25 protein-coding genes and 1 tRNA gene are annotated in these 21,089 nt (G+C 65.7%); 8 read left to right on the top strand and 18 right to left on the bottom strand.

What is annotated here, in order from left to right; genetic code table 11:
* Positions 1 to 54: 54 nt before the first annotated feature.
* Together lptG and ACJ8FR_RS06285 are read right to left on the bottom strand one after the other, a co-directional pair.
* A complete protein-coding gene (gene lptG / locus ACJ8FR_RS06290; RefSeq protein WP_407827770.1) occupies positions 55 to 1,152 on the bottom strand; it encodes an LPS export ABC transporter permease LptG in 1,098 nt (365 codons plus the stop codon).
* Entirely contained in the window at positions 1,149 to 2,405 is a 1,257-nt protein-coding gene (locus ACJ8FR_RS06285) for an LptF/LptG family permease (RefSeq protein ID WP_407827769.1), read from the bottom strand. Before ACJ8FR_RS06285 ends, lptG begins: the two co-directional genes overlap by 4 nt.
* Positions 2,406 to 2,466: 61 nt before the next feature.
* Between ACJ8FR_RS06285 and ACJ8FR_RS06280 the strand changes: the two genes are divergently transcribed.
* The gene (locus ACJ8FR_RS06280; protein ID WP_407827768.1) at positions 2,467 to 2,832 is read left to right on the top strand and encodes a hypothetical protein; all 366 of its coding nucleotides are present in this window, start codon (positions 2,467 to 2,469) and stop codon (positions 2,830 to 2,832) included.
* On the opposite strand, the gene ACJ8FR_RS06275 is transcribed toward ACJ8FR_RS06280, so the two are convergent.
* The 6 genes from ACJ8FR_RS06275 to ACJ8FR_RS06250 all read right to left on the bottom strand — a co-directional run bounded on the left by ACJ8FR_RS06275 (position 2,829) and on the right by ACJ8FR_RS06250 (position 8,774).
* A complete protein-coding gene (locus ACJ8FR_RS06275) occupies positions 2,829 to 4,802 on the bottom strand; it encodes an ATP-binding protein (protein WP_407827767.1) in 1,974 nt (657 codons plus the stop codon). The two genes, ACJ8FR_RS06280 and ACJ8FR_RS06275, sit on opposite strands and share 4 nt — an antisense overlap.
* 67 nt (positions 4,803 to 4,869) lie before the next feature.
* Positions 4,870 to 6,072: a serine palmitoyltransferase gene (gene spt, locus ACJ8FR_RS06270; protein ID WP_407827766.1), complete on the bottom strand. Its 1,203-nt coding sequence runs from the start codon at positions 6,070 to 6,072 to the stop codon at positions 4,870 to 4,872.
* Positions 6,069 to 6,311 carry an acyl carrier protein gene (locus tag ACJ8FR_RS06265; RefSeq protein ID WP_407827765.1) on the bottom strand — a complete coding sequence of 81 codons (243 nt, stop codon included), beginning with the start codon at positions 6,309 to 6,311 and terminating at the stop codon, positions 6,069 to 6,071. Before ACJ8FR_RS06265 ends, spt begins: the two co-directional genes overlap by 4 nt.
* A gap of 182 nt (positions 6,312 to 6,493) precedes the next feature.
* Positions 6,494 to 7,111, bottom strand: coding sequence for a PEPxxWA-CTERM sorting domain-containing protein (locus ACJ8FR_RS06260; protein WP_407827764.1), 618 nt, complete (start codon positions 7,109 to 7,111; stop codon positions 6,494 to 6,496).
* Between the two features lie 198 nt (positions 7,112 to 7,309).
* Positions 7,310 to 7,834 (bottom strand): 2,4'-dihydroxyacetophenone dioxygenase family protein, encoded by a 525-nt coding sequence (locus ACJ8FR_RS06255; RefSeq protein ID WP_407827763.1) that lies wholly within the window; start codon positions 7,832 to 7,834, stop codon positions 7,310 to 7,312.
* Positions 7,835 to 7,979: 145 nt separating this feature from the next.
* Positions 7,980 to 8,774: a hypothetical protein gene (locus ACJ8FR_RS06250; protein WP_407827762.1), complete on the bottom strand. Its 795-nt coding sequence runs from the start codon at positions 8,772 to 8,774 to the stop codon at positions 7,980 to 7,982.
* Positions 8,775 to 8,923: 149 nt separating this feature from the next.
* Between ACJ8FR_RS06250 and ACJ8FR_RS06245 the strand changes: the two genes are divergently transcribed.
* Together ACJ8FR_RS06245 and ACJ8FR_RS06240 are read left to right on the top strand one after the other, a co-directional pair.
* Positions 8,924 to 9,304: a hypothetical protein gene (locus tag ACJ8FR_RS06245; protein ID WP_407827761.1), complete on the top strand. Its 381-nt coding sequence runs from the start codon at positions 8,924 to 8,926 to the stop codon at positions 9,302 to 9,304.
* 171 nt (positions 9,305 to 9,475) lie between these two features.
* Complete coding sequence (locus tag ACJ8FR_RS06240) at positions 9,476 to 9,781, top strand: UrcA family protein (protein WP_407827760.1); 306 nt, start codon at positions 9,476 to 9,478, stop codon at positions 9,779 to 9,781.
* Here the strand turns inward: ACJ8FR_RS06240 and ACJ8FR_RS06235 are convergent.
* Genes ACJ8FR_RS06235 through ACJ8FR_RS06220 form a run of 4 tightly spaced genes read right to left on the bottom strand, consistent with a single transcriptional unit; the run spans position 9,778 to position 12,746 of the window.
* Positions 9,778 to 10,683, bottom strand: coding sequence for an NAD-dependent epimerase/dehydratase family protein (locus ACJ8FR_RS06235; protein WP_407827759.1), 906 nt, complete (start codon positions 10,681 to 10,683; stop codon positions 9,778 to 9,780). The genes ACJ8FR_RS06240 and ACJ8FR_RS06235 overlap by 4 nt on opposite strands.
* Positions 10,684 to 10,693: 10 nt before the next feature.
* Entirely contained in the window at positions 10,694 to 11,737 is a 1,044-nt protein-coding gene (gene obgE / locus ACJ8FR_RS06230; protein ID WP_407827758.1) for a GTPase ObgE, read from the bottom strand.
* Positions 11,738 to 11,776: 39 nt separating this feature from the next.
* On the bottom strand, positions 11,777 to 12,112 hold the full coding sequence (locus ACJ8FR_RS06225) for a VOC family protein (protein ID WP_407827757.1): 336 nt from the start codon (positions 12,110 to 12,112) through the stop codon (positions 11,777 to 11,779).
* Positions 12,113 to 12,128: 16 nt separating this feature from the next.
* Entirely contained in the window at positions 12,129 to 12,746 is a 618-nt protein-coding gene (locus tag ACJ8FR_RS06220) for a TIGR02281 family clan AA aspartic protease (RefSeq protein WP_407827756.1), read from the bottom strand.
* Positions 12,747 to 12,912: 166 nt separating this feature from the next.
* Here ACJ8FR_RS06220 and ACJ8FR_RS06215 point away from each other — a divergent pair, with 166 nt between their 5' ends.
* Positions 12,913 to 13,092 (top strand): hypothetical protein, encoded by a 180-nt coding sequence (locus ACJ8FR_RS06215; protein ID WP_407827755.1) that lies wholly within the window; start codon positions 12,913 to 12,915, stop codon positions 13,090 to 13,092.
* Here the strand turns inward: ACJ8FR_RS06215 and ACJ8FR_RS06210 are convergent, their stop codons facing one another.
* Both ACJ8FR_RS06210 and ACJ8FR_RS06205 read right to left on the bottom strand, forming a co-directional pair.
* Complete coding sequence (locus ACJ8FR_RS06210; RefSeq protein WP_407827754.1) at positions 13,093 to 13,512, bottom strand: low affinity iron permease family protein; 420 nt, start codon at positions 13,510 to 13,512, stop codon at positions 13,093 to 13,095. It abuts the gene before it with no gap.
* A gap of 48 nt (positions 13,513 to 13,560) precedes the next feature.
* The gene (locus ACJ8FR_RS06205) at positions 13,561 to 14,148 is read right to left on the bottom strand and encodes a TetR family transcriptional regulator (protein WP_407827753.1); all 588 of its coding nucleotides are present in this window, start codon (positions 14,146 to 14,148) and stop codon (positions 13,561 to 13,563) included.
* A 29-nt stretch (positions 14,149 to 14,177) separates the two neighbouring features.
* On the opposite strand from ACJ8FR_RS06205, the gene ACJ8FR_RS06200 reads away from it, so the two are divergent.
* Positions 14,178 to 15,047, top strand: coding sequence for a metal-dependent hydrolase (locus ACJ8FR_RS06200; protein WP_407827752.1), 870 nt, complete (start codon positions 14,178 to 14,180; stop codon positions 15,045 to 15,047).
* Here ACJ8FR_RS06200 and ACJ8FR_RS06195 read toward each other — a convergent pair.
* From ACJ8FR_RS06195 to rplU, 3 genes are all read right to left on the bottom strand, one after another.
* The gene (locus ACJ8FR_RS06195) at positions 15,044 to 15,595 is read right to left on the bottom strand and encodes a GNAT family N-acetyltransferase (protein WP_407827751.1); all 552 of its coding nucleotides are present in this window, start codon (positions 15,593 to 15,595) and stop codon (positions 15,044 to 15,046) included. The genes ACJ8FR_RS06200 and ACJ8FR_RS06195 overlap by 4 nt on opposite strands.
* Positions 15,596 to 15,772: 177 nt before the next feature.
* Positions 15,773 to 16,042, bottom strand: a complete 270-nt coding sequence (gene rpmA, locus ACJ8FR_RS06190; RefSeq protein ID WP_407827750.1) for a 50S ribosomal protein L27 — start codon at positions 16,040 to 16,042, stop codon at positions 15,773 to 15,775.
* Positions 16,043 to 16,048: 6 nt separating this feature from the next.
* Positions 16,049 to 16,657 carry a 50S ribosomal protein L21 gene (gene rplU, locus ACJ8FR_RS06185; RefSeq protein ID WP_407827749.1) on the bottom strand — a complete coding sequence of 203 codons (609 nt, stop codon included), beginning with the start codon at positions 16,655 to 16,657 and terminating at the stop codon, positions 16,049 to 16,051.
* A gap of 298 nt (positions 16,658 to 16,955) precedes the next feature.
* Between rplU and ACJ8FR_RS06180 the strand changes: the two genes are divergently transcribed.
* Together ACJ8FR_RS06180 and ACJ8FR_RS06175 are read left to right on the top strand one after the other, a co-directional pair.
* A complete protein-coding gene (locus ACJ8FR_RS06180) occupies positions 16,956 to 19,865 on the top strand; it encodes a TonB-dependent receptor plug domain-containing protein (protein WP_407827748.1) in 2,910 nt (969 codons plus the stop codon).
* 80 nt (positions 19,866 to 19,945) lie between these two features.
* Complete coding sequence (locus tag ACJ8FR_RS06175; protein ID WP_407827747.1) at positions 19,946 to 20,485, top strand: GNAT family N-acetyltransferase; 540 nt, start codon at positions 19,946 to 19,948, stop codon at positions 20,483 to 20,485.
* A gap of 1 nt (position 20,486) precedes the next feature.
* Here ACJ8FR_RS06175 and hspQ read toward each other — a convergent pair whose 3' ends face one another.
* On the bottom strand, positions 20,487 to 20,825 hold the full coding sequence (gene hspQ / locus ACJ8FR_RS06170; RefSeq protein ID WP_407827746.1) for a heat shock protein HspQ: 339 nt from the start codon (positions 20,823 to 20,825) through the stop codon (positions 20,487 to 20,489).
* A gap of 144 nt (positions 20,826 to 20,969) precedes the next feature.
* Between hspQ and ACJ8FR_RS06165 the strand changes: the two genes are divergently transcribed.
* Positions 20,970 to 21,059 (top strand) — tRNA-Ser (locus ACJ8FR_RS06165).
* Positions 21,060 to 21,089 lie beyond the last annotated feature (30 nt).

Below are 21,089 nucleotides of genomic sequence, written 5' to 3'. Positions count from 1 at the left end.
CAGTTCCCGCGCTGATGATGTGCTCGGAACTGCACCCCGGCAGTTCCTGCGCCATCATTCCTCCGTGCGGATCAGCACCGTCTCCCCGATCAGCAGGAACAGGAGGAACGGCGCCCAGGCCGCGACGAGCGGCGGGTAGGTGCCGGCATTGCCCATCGCCAGGCTGAAATTGTCGACCACGAAATAAGCGAAGCCGAGCGCCATGCCGAGCACCGCGCGGAGCAACACCTGGCCGGAGCGGGCGAGGCCGAAGGCGGCGACGGCGGCGAGCAGCGGCATCAGCAAGGTCGACAGGGGGCCGGCGATCTTGTGCGCGAGGCCGGCGCGGGCCTCATCGTCAGGGCGGCCGCCGGCGTCGAGCTCGGCGATGCGCTTCTTCAGGGTCCAATAGGGCAGCTCGGTCGGGTCGACCTTGGCGAGGGTCAGCTGGTTGGGGGTGAGGCCGGGCAACGCCGCCATCTGCGGCAGGCGGCGGATGACGTTCATGTTGGCGTCGTAGATCCTGACGTCCTGGAGCAGCCAGTCGCCCGTGGCGGGGCGCGGCGCGGCCCGCGCGGCCTTGATCACACGCTGGAGGACGCCGCCGCCGCGGTCGTAGACCTCGATCCCCTGGGCAGTGAACGGCCGCCCGCCCGCGATCCCGGCATGGACCAGGTCGTCCCCGTTCAACACCCAGACGTTGCTGACCATCCCGCTCGACTGCGGGACCGGCTTATAGTCGTTGTCGCTCCACGCGGTGACCTGGCGGGTCGAGTTGACCACCACCAGCTCATTGAAGGCGAAAAGGACCGCGGCAATGCCGATGCTGGCGAGGACCAAGGGCGCGAGGATCTGGTGGGCGGAGAGGCCGGCGGCCTTCATCGCAACCACCTCACTGTTCTGATTGAGGCCGACGAACGCGATCAACGTGCCGAGCAGCACGGAGAAAGGCAGAAAGCGGGCGAGCAGGATGGGCATTCGAAGACCGACGTAACGCCACAGGTCGGCGTCGGTGTTGCCCGGAACCGCGAGGATCTTTCCGGACTCGCCGAGGAGGTCGAGCGTCATCAGGATCAGGACCAGGGCGATGAGGACCGCCACGCTGCGGGTAACGAACAGCCGCACCATGTAGAAAGCCAGCCGCCGCGATGGAAAGAAGCTGGCGTTGATCATGCCGCGGCTTCCGCTGCCGCTTCGTCACGGCGCCTGGGCATCAGGCCGCGAACGCGCTTGGCGATTCCGGCGAAGAACCATTCGAGCGCGCCGATCGGCTGGCCGCCCGGCTTGTCGGCGAGCACGTGGTACATCCACAGGATGAGACCAGCGAGGACCACCAGCGGCAGCCACAGGCCGAGCGTCGGGTCGAAATCACCGCGCGCGGCAGCGGCGTCGGCATATTGGTTTATCTTGTGATAGGCGACGACGATCACGATCGACACGAAGATGCCGAGCGATGACGTGCTTCGCTTGGGCGGCACCGCGAGCGCGATGGCCAGCAGCGGCAGCATGAACATCATCACCACTTCGACCATCCGGAAATTGAAGTGCGCCTCGGCCGCGACTTGTTGGACGCGGGTCGGGGCGCCGCCGCCATAGCCCGATCGCCACAATTCATGCAGGTAAAGCTCGTCCGCCTCGCCGCCGCCACGGCCGCGGAACTGGCTGATCGCCGGCAGGCTGATCGGCAGATCGTACAGGTTGAACACGCCTGTCCGCGGGGTGATGAACTTGGGGCTATCCTGGACTAGGCGTACCTTGGTCAGGCGGAAGATGATCTTGTCGGGGTCGTCGGTGGAGAAGAAACGGCCACCCTCGGCGGTCGCGGCGATGGTCACGCCAGCTGCGTCCTGGCTCTGGACGAAGATGCCGTGAAGCTGCGTTCCTTTCTTCTGGCTGCTGTCGATGCGCAGCGTCAGGTGCTTACCGAGCTGGTTGAACTCGCCAACCTTGATCGCGGCGCCGAGCGCCCCCGACTTCAAGTCGAATTGCAGCCCCTTGTAGCGATAGTGGGTGTAGGGTTCGAGATAGCCGACGATGAACAGGTTGATGATCGCGAGCGGGATTGCGTAGGCGTAGGGCACCCGAAGCAGGCGGGTGTAGCCGATGCCGATGCCGCGAAGCGCGTCGAGCTCGGATGACAGAGCGAGCTTCCGGAACGCGAGCAGGATGCCGAGCATCAGTCCGATCGGAATGCCGAGCGACAGATATTCCGGCAGGAGATTGGCAAGCATCCGCCAGACGACGCTGACCGGCCCGCCGGCGTCGACCACATATTGGAAGAGCTTCAGCATCTTATCCAGCACGAGCAGCATGGCGGCGAGGATCAAAGTGCCGATCAGCGGCACCGCGATCGAACGCGCGAGATAGCGGTCGATCAGGCCGGGCCTGGGAAGGCTACTGAACAAATTCGGTCGCTCCGGCACCATGATTTGGCCGCAAAGGCGGCCGAGAGATTTCGCCCCCTATAATCGAACGGCGCGCGGATTCATGTCGAAAGTGCACCCCAGCCCCAAGGTCCCGAAGCGCGGGCGAATTGCGCTGTTGTCCAACCCGCAGTCGGCGGACAGCCTTGCCGAGCTGCCGCGGCTCCGGGCGTACTGCGCCGATCATCCGGACGTTTTTCACTATGAGGTGGAAGAGGCGGCGCAGGTCAGTGAAGCGATGCGCTCGATCGTGCGCGTCCGGCCGGCGCTGCTGGCGATCAACGGCGGCGAGCCGATGGTCAAGGCCGCGCTCGCCGAGCTCGGGCAATTCGGCGATGCGCCGCCGCCGCTGAAGGTGATCGCCGACGGGAAAGTCGAGGGATTGCGGCGCCTGGTGGAGATGGCGCGGAGCGGTGAAGTCGCGCGCTAGCCCTTGGCGGCGGCGCGCGGGGGCTCGCTGTTGCGGGCGAGCGCGGCGGCGACGGCGCTCGCCAGTGCCCCGACCGTGAACGGCTTGCGCAGCAGCTCGTAGCCGCGCAGGTCGTCGCTCTCGCCCTCGCCGACATAGCCGGTGACGAACAGCACGGCGAAGTCGCGCGGACTGGTCGATTTCAGGTAGCGGATCAGCTCGGGGCCGCTCATTTCGGGCATGATGACGTCAGTGATGACGAGGTCGAACGACTGGGAGTTGAACAGGGCAATCGCCTCGGCCCCGCCGGCGCAGTCGACCGGCTCGTAATCCAGGTCCTCCAGAGCGCCGACGGTCGCCGAGCGGACGCGCGGATCGTCCTCGACCAGCAGGATACGTGCCCCCGGGACATGGATGTCGGTCGTGTCGCCGCGATGCGCGGCGTGGAGGCGTACCGGTGCGACGGCCTCGGTCCGCGGCAGGTAGATCGAAACCGTGGTGCCCCTGCCGATCTGGCTCTCGATCCCGACCTCGCCGCCCGATTCATGAGCGAAGCCGAAGATCTGCGACAGGCCGAGCCCGGTGCCCTTGCCGACCGGCTTGGTGGTGAAGAAGGGCTCGAACGCGCGCTCGATGATGTCGGGGGCCATGCCGCAGCCGGTGTCGGTCACGCTGATCTTCACATATTCACCGGCGCGGATGTCGCCGACCTGGCTCGCCGCCATCGCCACGTTCTCGGTAGCGATGCGCATCTGGCCCTCGCCGTCCATCGCGTCGCGCGCATTGACCGCGAGATTGACGATGGCGTTTTCGAGCTGGTGCGGGTCGACATAGGTCGGCCAGGCGCCGCGCGTGACATCGACGTCGATGCGGATACGCTCGCCGAGCGTCCGGTCTAGGAGGTCGGACATGCCGTTGATGAGATCGGCCGGGTCGACGCGCTCCGGCAATAGCGGCTCGGAGCGGGCAAAGGACAGGAGCCGGCGGGTCAGCGCCGCCGCGCGGGTAGCGCCCTCCATCGCGTTGTTGAGGTGCATCATCACCTCGCGCCGGGGCCCATTCAGACGCCGGAGGGCGAGGTCGATGCCGCCGACGACGACGGCGAGCATATTGTTGAAGTCGTGGGCAATGCCGCCGGTCAGCTGGCCGACCGCCTCCATCTTCTGGACTTGGCGGAGCTGCGCCTCGGCCGCTTCGCGCTCGGCGGCTTCGGCCTTGAGCGCCTGATTGGCCTCCCATAGCTCCTGTGTACGGTCGCGCACCGCCTGCTCGAGCTGCTCGGCGCGCTCGGCTTCGCTTTCGGCCTGGCGGCGGGCCTGCGCGTTCTGGCGCAGCGCCTGGACCGCGACCACGCCGAGGAAGATCGCGCCGATCCCGACGAGGACTCCAAGGATGCTGAGATAGGTGGTCAGCTGGTCGGCCTGGTCGGCGAAGAACTGGCTCTGCTCGATGCGCCCGCGCAGCGACTGGCGCTCGGCGCGGATGATCTCCTCGAGCTTGTCGTCGAGCGCGCGGCCGGTGCCGGTGCTGGCCGCCGCGTAGAAATAGCTGATGCCGGTATCGCCCTGCTTGGCGAGCGCGGCGCGGGCGGCGACGGCGAGCTCGTTGCCGCGCCGGGAATAGAGCTGCTCGAGCTGGGCGACCCGCGCCTGCTGCTCGGGGCTGCTCCGCTCGAGCGCTTTTAGCTGATTGATCTGGAAGCCGGCGAGTTGCCAGTCGCTGGAATAGATGTTGCCGCTGGTCTTGACGTCCTCGTCGAGAACGAAGCGGGCGAGCGCGGCCTCGGCGCGCGAGACGTTCGAGCTGACGTTGCGCACGACCAATGCGACTTCATAGGCGTGGCGCTCGGCGTTGAGCGCGCGCTCGCGCGCGTCGTTGGCGAACTTGACCGCGAACACCATGACGACGAGGACGAGGGCCGCAACGAGGCCCAAGGCCGCCGCGCCGCCGCGCCGCCAATCGAACCGGACGGCCTCATCGTCATCGATCATCGGGCCAGTGTAGTCCCGCGCCGCGCCGCGTGAAAGTCACGAAAGGGCGCGGTTCCGCGCCGGTTCCTCAGCTGATGCAGCCCGTTGCACGGCCTGCCGCAGCGAACATGCCCAGGATCTCGCCGACCTGCTCCTCGGTGTGGAGCGCGCACAGCGAGCAACGCAGCAGCGTCATCCCGGCCGGCGTCGCCGGCGGCCGCGCGAGATTGACGTAGAGCCCCTCGTTGAGGAGCCCTTCCCACATCGCGGCGCCTTTTTCGAGGTCGGGCATGATCACTGCGATGATCGCCGACTGCGGCTCGTCGGTCCCGAGCGTGAAGCCGAGCTGACGGAGGCCCGCGTGGAGGCGCTTGCTGTTCTCCCACAAATGCGCGCGCTTGTCGGCGCTGTGCATCAGCTTGCGGATCGAGGTCGCGGCGGTGGCGACGACGCTCGGCGGGAGCGATGCCGTAAAGACATAGGGCCGGCAGACGAGCCGCAGGATTTCGAACTTGGGATGGTTGGAGACGCAGAAGCCGCCGACCGTGCCGACCGACTTGGAGAAGGTGCCGATGATGAAGTCGACGTCGTCGATGATGCCCTGGGCCTCGGCGACGCCGCGGCCGCGCTCGCCGATGAAGCCCATCGAATGCGCTTCGTCGACGAGGACCATCGCGCCATTGGCCTTCGACACCGCGACCATCTCGCGAAGGGGAGCGATGTCGCCGAGCATCGAATAGACGCCTTCCAGGACGACAAGCTTGCCGGCGCCTTCGGGGATGCGCTTGAGGCGCTTTTCGAGGGCTTCGATGTCGTTGTGGCGGAAGGGAACGATCTGCGCATTGCCGAGCGCGCAGCCGTCGTAGATCGACGCATGGCTGTCGATGTCGAGGACGATGTAATCTTCCTTGCCGGCGATAGTCGAAATCACCCCGAGATTCGCCTGGTAGCCGGTCGAGAAGACCATCGCGTGGTCCATCGCGTAGAAGTCTTTCAGCGCGTCTTCGCAGCCGCGGTGTCCGGCATAGGTGCCGTTGAGGACCCGGCTGCCGGTGGTGCCCGAGCCGAACTCGTCGAGCGCTTTCTTGCCCGCGGCGATCACGTCGGGGTCGAAGGTCATCCCCATGTAATTGTAGGTGCCGAGGAGGATGGTGCGCTTGCCGTTGCAGATCGCGACGGTCGGGCTTTCGACGCGCTCCATGACAAGGTTGAACGGGTCGGTGAGGCCGGTCGACAGCAGCGCCTCGCGCTGTTCGATCACGCCGTCGAATTTCGAGAAGAGGTCCGTCACGCCTTGAGTTTCTTCAGCGCGTCGACGAGCTGGCCGACGGTCTCGATCTCGGCCTGCATGTTCATCGAGATGAGGACGTCGAACTCGTCCTCCACATTGGCGACGAAATCGAGCACCGTCAGGCTGTCCCACTCGAGGTCCTGGGCGAAGCGCGTGGCTTCGCTGACCGCAACGCCCTTTTTGTTGAAGGGCTCTATCAGCTCGAGGACTTTGGCGAGGGTTTGCTGGCGGTCGGGCATGCGGCTTTCCGTTAGTGACCGGCCGGTGCTTTCGCAACGCAATGGGGCAGGAGTGGGGCGGCGAGCGGGCGGGAAGCTCTTATGTCTGCTTTGGTTGGAAAGTGGACCATAGCGACCGTTAAGCCTTGATATGAAAAGGGGCGCTCCGACGAGTGCCCCTTCGCGCGTCGCCAGGATCGCGCTCATGCGCTAACGGGTTGGAGAACCTTTTTGCTGCGCATGGCAAAACCGATGCCGCCCAAGCCCAAGAGCATCATGGCCCATGTCCCCGGCTCTGGAACGCCGACGGGTAGCCCGGTTGCCAGAGACAGCGTCACGGTGAAGCCGCCACTATTGTCGGCATAGCAGTTAGGACAATCGTTCACCACGCCGTAGAGCGTTCCGCTGGAACCAGCAGTGAAGTTGTAGTTCGAGCCGAGCAGGAAATAATCCGCAGGACCGGTAGGACTGGCAGTAAAGGTTCCGAGCAGCGCTCCGAAAAGCACGCCTGCACCGCCGATGCCGTGCGCGGATGTATTCTGCGACGGATCGTAATCGAGACCGTTCGGATAAAAACTGCTGTATGTGCCAGGGATGGCGTAGGTTGGAATCCCGTTCGCCGTGAAGGGAATCCCCAATCCTCCATTCCAGGTTATCAGCAAATCGGCCGCTCCGGTGGCTGTGACGGTATAAGTCTGACCCGCGGTGATGCTGCCTAACGCCGTGGGACTGGAGGTCGTGGCCGGCACGGAGACTGCCTGTGCAGCGCTTGCAAGCACAAGTGCGGCAACGGTTGTGGTTATGCGAAGATAATTTTTCATCGGCCGACCCTCCGGACGCGACTTTCTGGCCGATCGAGACAGAGCTCGAAACACGACGAGCTGAGTCGTAGCGGCGCACCGTTGATACCGGAATCCGCGTGAATTAACCAAGAATTAATAAAAGTGGGTATTTTTTCCGCTTTGGGTCGTAAGCGCGGCGAAGATCCCTATCGCCCACAACGGTCGAAAGCGGACGCCTTATGCACCGATGACATTGGGCACCGGCAAGCCGATGCTCCTGCAGCCAGCACGATAGACGGCGAGTGCCGCGCCCGCATCGAGCACCGATTCAACATTGCCCTCGGCATCGAGGTTGAGATTGGCTCCGTGCAGCACAAACCAGACGTCCGTGATTTCCTTGTTGGTGTCCGGGAAGTGCAACGTATGGACCGATCCGGCGGGCTCATAGAGAAACGAGCCAGCCGTGTTGATCTCAGGATATTCAAGGTACCTCCACGACCCCGCCAAGGTGAACGCAAAGATGTTCCCCGTATGCTTGTGCCGCTGGATGGTCATGCCGGGCTCGCCCCGGACCCGAACCACAAAGAAGCCTGCCTCTATGTCGACCTGGACGAGCTGGAAGGTGACACCCTCCTGATACGGCACGAACGGCAGGTCGCTTTCAGCGCGGTGAAGCGCAAGCGGCGGCCCGCCAGTGATCACGAAAGGGTCGTCGATGGTCAGCGTTTGAGCGACATCAGCGCCGGCGATTGTGGAGGCCACGATCTGCTCCTTCCAATAGGCGGGAGCACCTCTCGGTCTCTCAGCCGCGCGCAGGCCAATGGGTCACGGGGCGCGGTAGGGTTCCTTATCACGCGCGGCTCAATTGCGTAACAGCGACGACCAATGCCGGTCTTAGGTGATGCTCCTAGCTGCGGCCGGTGACCTGCGGGCCCGGGGGCGGCTGTGGGAAGTCGAGCGGCGGCACTGACGCGCCCGGCGAGCCGGCGGTGACCAGCCGGTAGAGCGTCGTGCCGACCGGGCTGTAGGTGATCGCCTCGGTCAGAACGAGGCAGGCGAGCATCGCCCCGATGCCGTAGCGCCACGCCGGATGGACTTGGCCGCTGCGGCGAAGGTCCGCAAGGATTCCAGCGGCCGGAAACAGCAGGGTTGCCGCGAACGCCGATTCCCACGCCCACGGCTGAAGCAAAGGCAGCGGCAGCAGCCGTCCGAACGCGGGGCCGAGCAGCAGCGACATGCCGCAGAAATGCAGGCGGCGATGCCACTCGGTCTGGCGGCGCATCGCGACCGCGGCCAGGGTCAGCCCGGCGAAGGTGAACAGGGTCATCGGGTCGAACACGAGGAACTGCAGCGGGCGGAAGAAAAAGGGCACCTGGCCGCGGCGCAGCATGGCGAGCGTCACCAGGCAGCCGAGGAGGACCATCGGGAAAATCCAGCCGAGGGCGATCCAGCCGAGCTTGCGGTGGATGTCGACGCGGCCCGAGCCGATCAGCAAATTCTGGGTGAGATAGATGGCGACCCATCCCATGAAGACGATCGCGTGGGCGTGGACCAATGGCGGCGAGGCGAAGGTCGAGCGGCCCATCGCATGTTGAAAGGAGAAGCCCGCGACGACGGTGAGCGCCATGACGACGGCGCCGCGGACGAAGAAGGTCTCGTCGCCGATCGAGGAAACGCGAGCTTCACTAACCAGAGTTGCCATCAATTACCCCCCGTAAGCTTGGCGTGGGTTGCTATAGGGCGCTGAAAGCGTTGGCGAAAGACCCGGCGCACCGCCGATTTTCGATGCCGCCGAATGATTAGCGCGGTTGCGCTTCATCCAGCCGGAGCTAGGTTTCCCGAGGGGGCAAGATGAAACACTTCTTTCGCAACACGCCCGGCGGCAAAGCCGGCTCAATCGACGGATTGAACCTGTTCTTCGGCGCGCTTCTTGGTGCGAACCTCGGCACGATGCAGGCGCTGCCGCTGTATCAATATGTGCAGCTGGTCGTGATCCTCGCGGGGGCAGTCATGGTCCTGCGCATGCTCTCGACCTCGGAACAGCGAAGCCGGGTGCTCGCGGTCCTCGCGCTTTATGTCGTGATCGTGGCGGGTATTGTTTTCATTCCGGCGTTCAAGCCGAAAGGACTACCCGACGCGGACTTGCACAGGTTGGTCGCGACCCTGGCGATCTGGCTCGCGTGCGTGCTGCTCGTCGAGTTCTCGCCCGTGCGCGAGGACGGTTACCTCTAGCGCCAGAGTAGCGGCTGACTTCGCTCCCAAGGGGTCACTTCATATTCGATAGCGGATTGCTTCAGCTCCTGAACTAACGCCCGTCGCAAGAGGCGGGCAGTGCTGCGGCACCGCAGGTCACGCAGCCGCGTGTTTCACGGCGGCTGGTTGCCCCACCGAAGGAGATGAACATTGAAGCGATTATTTTTTCTTGCTGTCCCAGCGTTGCTGGTGCCGTCCCCGGCCAGCGCGACGATCCACAAGGGCGCCGCCCTGGCGCTGAGCGATGGTCCTTCGGCGAGCGTCGCCGTCGACGACCTCAATCTCGATTCCGCAAGCGGCCGGGCGACCCTCGTCAGGCGCATCCGATCGGCGGCCGATCATTTGTGCAGGGAATATAATGTCGATCCGCTCGACACTAGGTTGAAGCGGCTCGATTGCTATCGCGTGGCCGTCCGGAGCGGTGACGAGCAGATGCGCACTCTGACGGTTCGTTAAAGCCAGCCCTGCTCGCGGTACCAGGCGGCGGTGTCGGCGAGGCCCTGGAGCGTGTCGATCCGCGGTTGCCAGACTTGCGGCGGGCAGGCGCGCTTGGGCTCGACCACCCAATTGCGGTGGGAGAAGTAAGCGGCCCGGTCGGTAGTAAGCTTGGCCTTTTCACCGCGCCACAGCTGGTCGATGTGCGCGGCGGCGCGGAGCAGGATGCCGGGCGACGACAGGATCGCCGGCCGGGTGCCGACCGCCCCGGCGAGCGCGCGGGCGAACTCGCGGTGGGACCAGCCGCCGGGCTTGCCGTCGTCGGCCTCGATCAGGATGTTCGACGGCACGGCGGGACCGGCGAGCGCGAGCAGCAGGCTCGCGAGATCGTCGGCGTGGATCACCGACACGCGGCCCTTGGGCGGCATCAGCATCAGCCCGAGCTTGGCCATTCGGAAAAGCTCGAGCGTCTCCTTGTCGCCGGGGCCGTAGACGGCGGGCGGGCGGACGATCGCCCAGTCGAGGCCCGAGCTGTGAACCAGCTCCTCGGCCTTCGCCTTGGAGCCGCCGTAGAGCGACAGCTTCGGCTCGCGCGCGGCGAGCGAGGAGACGTGGACGAAGCGTCGGACTCCGCCGGCGGTGGCGGCGGCGAGCATCGCCAGCGTGCCCGCGACATTGCCCTTCTCGAACGCCGCGGCATTGGCCGCGCTGATCGTTCCGGCGACGTGGATGACGGCGTCGGCGCCGTCGACCAGCCGCTCAAGCGCGTCGCGGTCCTGGAGGTCGCCCAGGATCCAGTCGACGCCGTCGCGCTGCGGCTGGTCGCGGCGGGTGAGGGCGTTGACGCGATGGCCGGCGCCGAGCGCGGCATCGAGCAAATGCGCACCGACGAAGCCGGTGCCGCCGGTGACGGCTATCCTCACCTCGGGAGCTTCATAAGGGCGACCAGTGCTTGTCGTCGGCCGCCTCGAACGGCTCGTACTGCGCCGCCGCGGCGAGACGCTCGATGATCGTGTCGAGCAGGGGCTCCATGCCTTCGTCGAGCGGGGCGGAGATCGCGAAGACGCGCGCGCCGGTCTCATTCTCCAGCGCCCTGACGGCCTTCGCGCGCGTCTTGTCGTCGAGCAGGTCGGCCTTGGTCAGCGCGATGACCTCGGGCTTGTCGGCGAGTCCGGCGCCGTAGCCCGAGAGCTCGCCGCGGACGACGCGCCAGCCATCGAGCGGGTCTTCGCCCGATCCGTCGACGAGGTGGAGCAGCAGCCGCGTGCGCTCGACATGGCCGAGGAAACGGTCGCCGACCCCGGCGCCCTCGGCGGCGCCCTCGATTAGTCCGGGGATGTCGGCGAGCACGAACTCGCGGCCCTTGTGGCGGACGACGCCAAGCTGCGGGCGGAGGGTCGTGAACGGATAGTCGCCGACCTTGGCGCCGGCGTTGCTGACGGCGTTCAAGAAGGTCGACTTGCCGGCGTTGGGCAGGCCGACGAGGCCGACGTCGGCGAGGAGCTTGAGGCGCAGCCACACCCACATTTCCTCGCCATCTTCGCCGGTCTGGTGCTGGCGCGGGGCGCGGTTGGTCGAGGTCTTGTAGCTGGCGTTGCCGCGGCCGCCCATGCCGCCCTTCAAGAAGGTGACGCGCTGACCGACCCGAGTGAGGTCGGCAAGCAGGCTGCGTTCGTCGTCGTCGGCGAGGATCTGGGTGCCCACGGGGACCTTGACGACGAGGTCGTCGCCGCCGGCGCCGGTGCGGTTCGAGCCCGCGCCGCCCTTGCCGCGCGGGGCGCGGAAATGCTGGGTGTAGCGGAAGTCGATCAACGTATTGAGCCCGGGCACCGCTTCGAACACGATGTCGCCGCCCTTGCCGCCGTGGCCGCCGTCGGGGCCGCCGAACTCGACGAACTTCTCGCGCCGGAAGCTGACCGCGCCGGGGCCGCCGGCGCCGGAGCGGACGAAGATCTTGGCCTGGTCGAGGAAGTGCATCGCCCGCGCAGTTAGGCGATGCCGCCGGGCTAGGGAACCTTAGGCCGTCTGGCTCACCGAAATCTCCGCGCCGTCGAGGTCGCGGAAGCGGGCGACGCGAGTGCCGTGGACGTCGGTCGGCGCGCTGGTGAAGACGAGGCCCTCGGCCTGGCCTGCCGCATAGAAATTGTCGATGTCCGCGGTGCCAAAACCGAGTTGGACGCTGCCTGCGGGGTTCTCGTCCGACGCCGGGTGGAGCGCGAGCTTGGTGTCGCCGGTGTCGAACTCGCTCCAGAAGGGCGATTGGAAGATCGGCGTCAGGCCGAGCGCGTCGCGGTAAAAGGCCACGGCCGCGTCCATGTCGCTGACGAACTTGATCGCATAATTCAGTCGCATCGCTGCCTCCGGTTCATCAAGAGTGGGCCTGGGGATGGTGGGGCACGAGAATGAGCGTTCCATTTTCTACCCGCCACGCCTGGAGCTTCGACAGAAAATTCATGCCGAGCACGTCGAGGTTGCCGAGGCCGGGCGAGGTGACGATGCGCAGGTTGCGCGCGACGATGTTGCCGACGCGCAGCTCGTCCACCTTCCCGGTCCGGGCCGGCGCTGCGCCATTGGCGGTCTGGAGCACGATCGGAGCGAGGCCGGTGCGGGTGTCGACCCGCGCCCGCCGCGCGGTCTCGCCCGAGATGGCGGTGACGGTCGCGCCGCTGTCGATCAGCATGCGCCGCTCGACCCCGTTGATCGAGGCGAGCACCCAGAAATGCCCGTCGCTCGCCATCCGGACGCGCAATTCTTTGCCCGAGACGCGCTGGTCATCGAGGCCGAGCTTCCCGGTCAGCCGCGACAGCGCCGGCTGATACGGCGCCTGCTGGAGCAGGATGAAGATGAAGAATGCGAGCAGGCCGAGCGAAAAGGCGAACCGGACGAACCGCCCAACCACGGGAAGGCGCTGGAGCAGCATCAGCACAAGCGCGGCGGCGATCGCGTAGATCGCGAGATGCTGCCATTCGGGAACGGTGCTGGTCATAAGTCGCTAAGGGCTCGATTCCATCGGCCCGATTTCGGCGCGCGCGCGCCGCGGTTCAAGGCGTTTCGAACGCGCTAATCGCGGGGCTGCCGATACCCACCCGTAACGCAAGGCACTTAAGGCGCTCCGCCGCGTTCCTAACCTAGATGAAGCCGCGAGCCGCCACATGAGCGAGCGCATCGTCGCTGTCGGATTGCTCACCCAGCGCGACCTGAGCCTGCTCGGGCCGTCCTTCGATCGCGTCTGGCCGGTCGAGGACACGCCGTCGTTCAACGAACTGCTTCGGGCGATCGACCAAGCGGACCGCGACCTTCGCGAGAGGAATCGCCGACTTCAGCCGACCTGATCAGAAGCGGTCGAGCAGCCGGTCGACCGTATCTTCCGTCGTCTTTTTCTTGCTTTGCTTTTCCTTGAGCTGCCTCGCGTGGCGTTCGAGCGCCGAGCGGACGAGCTCGATCTGCTCGTCGGTCAAATGCTCGATGCCGATGAACTGCTCGCGCGCCTTGTCGACCGCGCGCAAAAGCTCATCGAGCTTGGCCTGCATCGCCGCGGCGTCGCGGTTCTGGCTGTTCTGAATCAGGAACACCATCAGGAAGGTGACGATGGTGGTGCCTGTGTTGATGACCAGTTGCCAGGTGTCGGAATAATGGAACAGCGGGCCCGTCGCCGCCCAGACGATGATCACGGTAACAGCTGTTCCGAAGGTGAACGGGTGACCCGCCCCGGCCGAGGTCTTGGTCGCGCACCAGTTGAAGAACCGCCGCATGCGCGCCGTAACGCGCCTGCAACGGCTTTAGTGCCCGTTCAGCGCACGTCAGCCCTTCGGGTGCTCGGCCTCGAGCCGGTGGCGGAGGCGCTGGGCGGCGAGGTCGCGCGCCGCGTCGCGCGGCAGGCCCAGAGCGAGCGCGATCGCCGGGCCGAGCAGCGAATCGCCGAGCGCGCTCAGCACCAACGACAAGGTACTCTCGGCGACCTGATGCTCCTCATGGCCGGCGGCGAGCTTGGCGACGAGGCCGCGGATCGAATCGAGGATCGGGTCCAAGGCGTCGCGGTTGCCGGTGAGAATCATCCACGCGGCGAGCGCCCCCGCGCCCTCCTTGCCGAAGGCGTCGAAGCACTGGTCGACGATCACCCGGGCATCGGTCTCGCCGGCGCGGGCGCGTTCGACCGCCTCGGCAATGCTGCCGTTGACCGAGTCCGCGATCGATTTGGCAAGCTCGCCCTGGAGCCCGGCCGCGGAGCCGAAATGGTGGAGCAGGTTGGCGTGGGTGCGGCCGATCTTTGCCGCCACCGCCTTGAGCGTAACGCCCTGCGGGCCCTGATCGAGCAGCAGCTCACGCGCCGCGGCAAGGGCGGCGGAGCGGCTTTGTTCAGGGGACAGGCGCGTACGTCTTATTGACACAGATGTAAGTTAGCTATATCTTCCGGCTTATGACAGCGACAACATTGCCAACCCCGGCTGATCTCACCATCACGCCGCGCGATCGCCGCTTCGGCCGCGAGGCGGCCACGCCCCGACTGTGGCACGGCGGGCGCGTCGAAGCGACTGCTATTTACAATGCCCTGTCGGCGACCTTCCCGATCGGCGAGGCCTATTTCGTCGAGAGCGTGCGCGCTTTTCGCGAGGGCGCTCCGCCCAAGCTTGCCGAAGAGATCAAGGGCTTCACCACGCAGGAAGCGATCCACAGCCGCGAGCATGATGCGTTCAACAAGCGCGCCGCGGACGCGGGCTACGATCTGTCCAAGCTCGAGCAGCGCGTGACCGAGCGGCTCGCGATCACCAAGAGCCGGCCGCCGATCGTCAACGTCGCAGCGACCATGGCGCTCGAGCATTTCACCGCGATCCTCGCGCACCAGCTGCTCGCCAACCCGCGCCATCTCGACGGCGCGGAGACGGAGGCGGCCGACCTTTGGCGCTGGCACGCGGTCGAGGAGATCGAGCACAAGGGCGTTGCCTGCGACACCTGGCTGTATGCGACGCGCGACTGGCCGCGCACCAAGCGCTGGAAGGTCAAGGCCAAGATCATGCTGCTGGTCACACGCAACTTCCTGGTCGATCGGACCGCCGGCGCGCTCGAGCTGATGCGCCAGGACGGGGTCACCGGCCTCAAGGCCTGGTGGCTGCTTATGACCTATTTGTGGGTGCGGCCGGGCATGTTCCGCAAGATCGGCGGGGCGTGGCTGAGCTATTTCCTGCCCGGCTTCCATCCGTGGAACGTCGACGACCGGCATTTGCTCGGCGCCTATGCCGCGATCGCCAGCGGGACCGAGCCCAAGCGCAAGGTGCGGCGGGCCGCCTAGGCCGCCAGCGCCTCGTCGTCCGCCTCGGCCGCGCCGGCATTGAGCTGGAGCCGCATGAGGCGCGCGGGCACTTCGGCGCCGCGAGCGCAGCTCAGGCGCGGCGCGACGATCCCCGACGGTTCGAAGCCTAGTTTCTCGAGCACCCGCCCCGAGGCCGGATTGTCGAGGAAGTGCGAGCCTTCGAGCCGCTCCAGGCCGAGCGACCGGCCGATGGCCACCAACGCCGTGCATGCCTCGGTTGCGATGCCCCGGCCCCAGAAGGTCCTGGCGATCCAATAGCCAAGCTCGACCGCGCCCGAGGGCCTGCGGCCAAGGCCGCAGGACCCAACCAGCTGCGGCGCCCCTGTGCCGACCTCGAAAATCAGCAAGGAGGGGAGGACCGGATCGCGCGGGCTCGCAAGAAAGGCTTCGGCGTCGCGCATGCGATAGGGCCATGGGACGTTGGCCAGGCCGCGCGCGATCGCCTCGTCGGCAATCGCGGCGACCAGCGCCGGCGCGTCCTCCGGGAAGCCCGGCCTCAGCAGCAATCTTGGAGTCCTCGCGAACATCGTCCTTCTCCTCGCCAGCCGCCTAGAGGCGGCAGGTGACAGTTCCGGGAGAAGAATTTGGCCCTTCAAATACAAAAGAAGGGAGGAGAGGGGGCTTCCCTCTTCTCCCTTATGGTCTTGATCCTTGGATCTCGTCCGGGCCGCCCCCTTGTGGGAACGACCCCTTTCTGGCCGTTCCTATGCGCTCGTCTCGCTAGTCGGCATCACGTGGACGTATTTGCGGCCAAGCTTGCCGTCGCGAAACGCGACTTGCCCGTCGGTCAGTGCAAAAAGCGTATGGTCCTTGCCCAGGCCGACGTTGTCGCCCGGGTGCCACTTGGTGCCGCGCTGGCGCACGATGATATTGCCGGCGCGAACACTCTCGCTGCCGAACTTCTTCACGCCGAGGCGCTTGCTCTCACTGTCGCGGCCGTTGCGGGACGAGCCGCCTGCTTTCTTATGTGCCATGACGAATTACTTCGCTTTCGGAGTTTTCTTGGCGCCGCCCTTAGCAGGTGCAGCATTTTTTGTCGACTGGGTTCCGGCCTTTGGCTTGGCCGGAGCGGCCTTTTTCGCCGCAGGTTTCTCGGCGCCTGCCGCATTTTCGTTGTTCGGAGCCGGGTTCTCGGTGGGCGTTCCGACAATCGCGTTGGCCTCCTGCTGGTCCGCGGTCGCATCGGCGGTTTCCTTCGCGCGCGCGGCGGCGGGCTTGCCGGCGGCGGCCTTCGGCGCTTCCGACTTGGGCGCGGCCGCGGCCTTCGGCGCAGCCTTCTTCTGCTCCTTCTGATCGCCGATTGCGACGATCTTGAGGATCGTATGCTGCTGGCGGTGGCCCTTCTTGCGGCGGTAATTGTGACGCCGCCGCTTCTTGAACACGGTGACCTTGTCGGCCTTGGCCTGGGCGACGATCTCGGCGGCGACGGTCAGGCCGTCGGTCGACTTGAGGCTGCCGCCGTCGCCGGCGAGGAGGACGTCGCCCAAGGTCACGCGGTCGCCCGCGCTGCCGTCGAGCTTCTCGACGACGATCTTGTCTCCCAGGGCGACGCGATATTGCTTGCCGCCCGTGCGCACGACTGCGAACATTGGCTCTTCTCTTCTTCCGGACGTGGTTCCGCGCGAGCAAGCCCCACGAGAGGAAGCGCGCGAAAGCGAGCCGCCTATGGCAGCGCCTCCACACTGTCAACCGCCGCGCCGCGGAGCGGCTCGCCCCACCGGCAACCGACCCAATCGCCGGCGCGGAAATCCTGACCACTGGCGATGTGACGTTTTTGTCACACGGGCGACAATAGCGGGCAGCCATGACCCACGGCTGATTGACTCACAATTGTCATGAGGCATCCTCTGCTGCTGCGGTGCAACACCGCGCCGGATCGGGGGATTCATGACGACTATTCGCACGCGCCACGCGCGCACTCTTCTTTGCTCAGCGACCGCGCTGACCTTGGTTTTTGCGGCAGACGCGGCCCAGGCCGCCGCCGCCCAGCCGGCCGCGCAGACGCCGGCCAGTACCGTAATCAACTCTGACGAAATCGTCATTACCGGCACGCGCCGCACAGACCGCACAGTGACCAACTCCGCGTCCCCGATCGACGTCATCAGCTCGACCGAGTTGACGACCCAGCCGACCGCCAACCTGCTCGACACGATCAAGAATATCGTCCCGTCGTTCTTCGTCGGACAGAACACCATCTCCGACGCGTCGAGCTTCGTCCGCGCGCCCTCGCTGCGCGGCCTCCCCGGCGATGAAGTGCTGGTCCAGATCAACGGCAAGCGGTTCAACCGCTCGGCGCTGGTCCAGGTTTATACCGGCGGCGACACCGGCCTGTCGTTCGGGTCGCAAGGGGCGGACATTTCGGCGATCCCGTCGATCGCGATCAGGAACCTGCAGGTCTTGCGCGACGGCGCCACGGCGCAATATGGCTCCGACGCCATCGCCGGCGTCATGAATTTCGGGCTGCGCACCGATCGTCGCGGCATCGAGCTGCAAGCCCGTTACGGTCGCTTCTACGACCATGGCCACAATGTGCTCGACAGCGGCAAGAGCACGCAACTGGCGGGGAACCTCGGCCTTGGGGTGGGAACCTCATTCCTCGACATCGCCGGCGAATATTATGACGACGAGGGCACCAGCCGCGGCGCGACGCGCCCGATTGCGGTCATCTTCGCGCAGAACAATCCGACGCTTGCGACGCAGCTGCCGCATTACCCGCTGCCGGTGCAGATCTGGGGTCTTTCACCGCAACACGGCTGGAAGGGGGCGGTCAACGCCGGTGTCGATATTGGCCCGACGCAAGCCTACCTGACGCTGCTCGGCGCCTACAATCATGCGAACGAGAGCTTCAATTATCGCTCTCCGATCGGCGCAAGCGGTTTCCTCGACCTTGCTGGAATTCCGCACAGCCTCGGCAAGAACGGCGCGTTCAACAACATTTACCTGACCCCGTGCCCGGCGGCGACACCGACCTGTCCGGCGACCACGGGCGGCAACCCGGATTACCTAATAAACGGGGCCATCTTCAACTTCGCGTCGATCTATCCTGCCGGCTTTACCCCGCGCTTCGTCGGCATCACCAAGGAGCGCTTTGGGACCCTGGGCTGGAAGGGCGACATTGGCGGCGGCCTGACCTGGGACCTTTCCGGGACTCTCGCCAAGAACACGCTGACGCTCTCGATGAACCACTCGCTGAGTGCCACGTACGGGCCGCTGTCGCAGACCAGCTTCCAGTTCGGCACGCTGAGTCAGAAGGAGCAGAACCTCAACGCCGACTTCACTTATCCGATCGAAGCGGGGCTATTCACTCCCATCACGCTTGCGTGGGGCGCCGAGTATCGGAAGGAAACCTACGGCCAGACCCCCGGCGACGTGCAGTCGTACGGCGCCGGTCCCTACGCCGCGCAGACGCTATACATGCAGACTTCGCCTGGCGTGTATGCACCTGTCCCTTACACGGCCGCGGCGTGTCCGAGCTTTAGTGCTACGGCCAGTCCGGTCCCGACCTTCTGCACGGTCAACCAAGGTCCTGGGGCCAGCGGCTATGGCGGCACCAGCCCTACCTATGCCGGCAGCTGGGACCAATGGAGCTGGGGTGTCTACGGCGATGCCGAGGCTGACATCACCGATCAGCTCAGCATGGGGATCGCCGGCCGTTACGAGCATTACAACACGTTCGGCGGCAGCTTCGTCTACAAGGTTAACGGCATCTACAAGATAACGCCGCAAATCTCGGTCCGCGCGACGGTCGGAACCGGGTTCCACGCGCCGTCCCCCGGACAGTCGCACGACGCCATCCTGACCACCAACTTCGTCGGCGGTAACCAGGTCCAGACGGGAACCTATCCGGTCGACAGCCCCATTTCCCGGGCGTTCGGATCGACCACACTGGGACCAGAGAAGTCGCACAATTACGGCGCAGGCTTCGTGATCAAGCCGATCCCGGCGCTGACGATGACCATCGACGGTTACATCATCAACGTCCGCGATCGCATCGGCATTTCGCAGAACTTCACTGTGGACCAGGCCCATCTCACTGCCGAGCCGGCACTGGCGGCGGTAGGCCTCGGCGGCGCGATCAACTATTTCACCAACGGCTTCAACACGACCACCAAGGGTATCGACTTCGTTGGTACGTATCGGACCCATCTGCTCGACGGCAGCATGACCTGGACGCTCGCCTACAACTACAACAAGTCGAGGGTCACGAGCTTCGAGCCCGGCGTCATCAGCTTCGGGCAGCGCCTAGACGTTGAGAATCTGGCGCCAAATCATCGCGCGACGCTGTCGACCAACTGGACGCGCGGACCGCTGACGATCAATGCCCGCGAGAATTATTACGGCTCGTGGATCGACGTCATCGATTATTGCCAGACGCAGGTCGGCTCCGGCTGTAACAATCCTCTCACGTGGCAGAAGTTCGGTGCCAAGTTCACGACCGATGTCGACGTCAGCTACACCTTCCTGAGGTACGTCACGCTGACCCTGGGTGCGAACAACCTGTTCAACACCTACCCGGACAAGATCGCGAACTCAGCCGTAAATCCGGTCTATGTGCTGACCCACAGCCTCGATAACGGCTCGGTCTATCCGCGGAGCGGCGGACCGTTCGGCATCAACGGCGGCTTCTATTACGCGAAGCTGGGGTTCAAGTTCGGCCAGGAGGGTCGTCGCGCGCCGCCGCCACCGCCGGTGACGTTGCCGCCCCCGCCGCCCGTCGTTGAAACGCCGCCGGCTCCGCCTCCGCCTCCGCCCCCGCCGCCACCTCCGGCGCCGACGGAGAAGGGCGAGCGCGGCTAGGACCGGGATGAATTCGAGGCGCGGGCCGGCAAAAGGCCCGCGCCTCGACACTATCGAGCGGGGCGCGTAATCGATCCGCAGTGACTGAATTCAGCCACCGCATCGCCCGGATCGAGGATCTTGATGCCCTGCGCGAAGTGATGCGCAGATCGATCGAGACGCTGCAGGACGACTTCCTCGATCCCGAGCAGGTTGCTGCCAGCCACAAGGTGATGGGGCTCGACGCGCAGCTGGTCGCCGACGGGACCTACTTCATCGTCGAGGCGGGGAAGCGCATCGCCGGCTGCGGCGGATGGAGCTGGCGCTCGACACTCTACGGCGGCGACGAAAGCGTCGTCGAACGCGAGCCGCGCGCGCTCGACGCGGCGACCGAGCCGGCGCGGATCCGCGCGATGTACACCGACCCGGACTTCACCCGGCAAGGGGTCGGAAGGCTCGTGCTCAGGCTATGCGAGGATGCGGCCGTAGGCGCCGGCTTCAGGAGCGCGACCATGATGGCGACCATGGCCGGCGTGCCGCTCTACCGCGCGTGCGGCTACGTCGAGGCCGACATCCCGATCACGGCCAACATCGATGGGGTCGAGGTTCCGCTGGTGCGAATGGAGAAGCGGCTCGCTTGAGCTAGTTTCGCAGATCAGGCCGCAAGCGATACCGCCCGTCCTCGCGATTGAACATGGTCGCGATCGCCGGGTGGCCGACCGGCTCGTCGCTTTCGTCGGGAAGCAGGTTTTGCTGACTAACATAAGCGACGTAGGTGCTTTCGGTATTCTCCGCGAGCAGGTGATAGAAGGGCTGGTCCTTCGGCGGGCGCAGCGCTTCGGGGATCGCCTCGTACCATTCGTCGCTGTTGGCGAATTCGGGGTCGACGTCGAACACCACGCCGCGGAAGTCGAACAGCCGGTGGCGAACGACCTCGCCGATGGCGAAGCGGGCAAGCGGAATGTCGATCTTCTGTCCCAAGCTGGATCCTAAAGGGGCAGAACGTTCGAAAGGTTCAAATGGGGTCATCGTTCCTATCTAGGCAATGCGCAGGCGCACTGCTAGTGCGCCGCATCCGACCGCATCCGACCGCAACCGGCCTCGCCCGGCGAGCGCGACCCCTACGGAGAGGTGGCTGAGTGGTCGAAAGCACCGCACTCGAAATGCGGCGTATGGGCAACCGTACCGTGGGTTCGAATCCCACCCTCTCCGCCACTGGCGCCTTCGCTGGCTAACCCGTGCTAT

Source organism: Sphingomonas sp. (genome assembly GCF_045810705.1).
GTDB lineage: Bacteria > Pseudomonadota > Alphaproteobacteria > Sphingomonadales > Sphingomonadaceae > Sphingomicrobium.
This window is presented reverse-complemented; position numbering and strand designations above follow the sequence as displayed.

Coding starts and splice junctions, on each gene's coding strand:
- obgE (WP_407827758.1), bottom strand. CDS start 11,737: ATGCACTTCCTCGACCAGGCCAAGATCTTCGTCCGCTCCGGCGCCGGC.
- lptG (WP_407827770.1), bottom strand. CDS start 1,152: ATGATCAACGCCAGCTTCTTTCCATCGCGGCGGCTGGCTTTCTACATG.
- ACJ8FR_RS06265 (WP_407827765.1), bottom strand. CDS start 6,311: ATGCCCGACCGCCAGCAAACCCTCGCCAAAGTCCTCGAGCTGATAGAG.
- ACJ8FR_RS06210 (WP_407827754.1), bottom strand. CDS start 13,512: ATGCGGCGGTTCTTCAACTGGTGCGCGACCAAGACCTCGGCCGGGGCG.
- ACJ8FR_RS06280 (WP_407827768.1), top strand. CDS start 2,467: ATGTCGAAAGTGCACCCCAGCCCCAAGGTCCCGAAGCGCGGGCGAATT.
- ACJ8FR_RS06250 (WP_407827762.1), bottom strand. CDS start 8,774: ATGGCAACTCTGGTTAGTGAAGCTCGCGTTTCCTCGATCGGCGACGAG.
- ACJ8FR_RS06285 (WP_407827769.1), bottom strand. CDS start 2,405: ATGGTGCCGGAGCGACCGAATTTGTTCAGTAGCCTTCCCAGGCCCGGC.
- ACJ8FR_RS06215 (WP_407827755.1), top strand. CDS start 12,913: ATGAGCGAGCGCATCGTCGCTGTCGGATTGCTCACCCAGCGCGACCTG.
- ACJ8FR_RS06225 (WP_407827757.1), bottom strand. CDS start 12,112: ATGCGACTGAATTATGCGATCAAGTTCGTCAGCGACATGGACGCGGCC.
- ACJ8FR_RS06275 (WP_407827767.1), bottom strand. CDS start 4,802: ATGATCGATGACGATGAGGCCGTCCGGTTCGATTGGCGGCGCGGCGGC.
- ACJ8FR_RS06220 (WP_407827756.1), bottom strand. CDS start 12,746: ATGACCAGCACCGTTCCCGAATGGCAGCATCTCGCGATCTACGCGATC.
- rpmA (WP_407827750.1), bottom strand. CDS start 16,042: ATGGCACATAAGAAAGCAGGCGGCTCGTCCCGCAACGGCCGCGACAGT.
- ACJ8FR_RS06245 (WP_407827761.1), top strand. CDS start 8,924: ATGAAACACTTCTTTCGCAACACGCCCGGCGGCAAAGCCGGCTCAATC.
- rplU (WP_407827749.1), bottom strand. CDS start 16,657: ATGTTCGCAGTCGTGCGCACGGGCGGCAAGCAATATCGCGTCGCCCTG.
- ACJ8FR_RS06195 (WP_407827751.1), bottom strand. CDS start 15,595: ATGTTCGCGAGGACTCCAAGATTGCTGCTGAGGCCGGGCTTCCCGGAG.
- ACJ8FR_RS06260 (WP_407827764.1), bottom strand. CDS start 7,111: ATGAAAAATTATCTTCGCATAACCACAACCGTTGCCGCACTTGTGCTT.
- ACJ8FR_RS06200 (WP_407827752.1), top strand. CDS start 14,178: ATGACAGCGACAACATTGCCAACCCCGGCTGATCTCACCATCACGCCG.
- ACJ8FR_RS06180 (WP_407827748.1), top strand. CDS start 16,956: ATGACGACTATTCGCACGCGCCACGCGCGCACTCTTCTTTGCTCAGCG.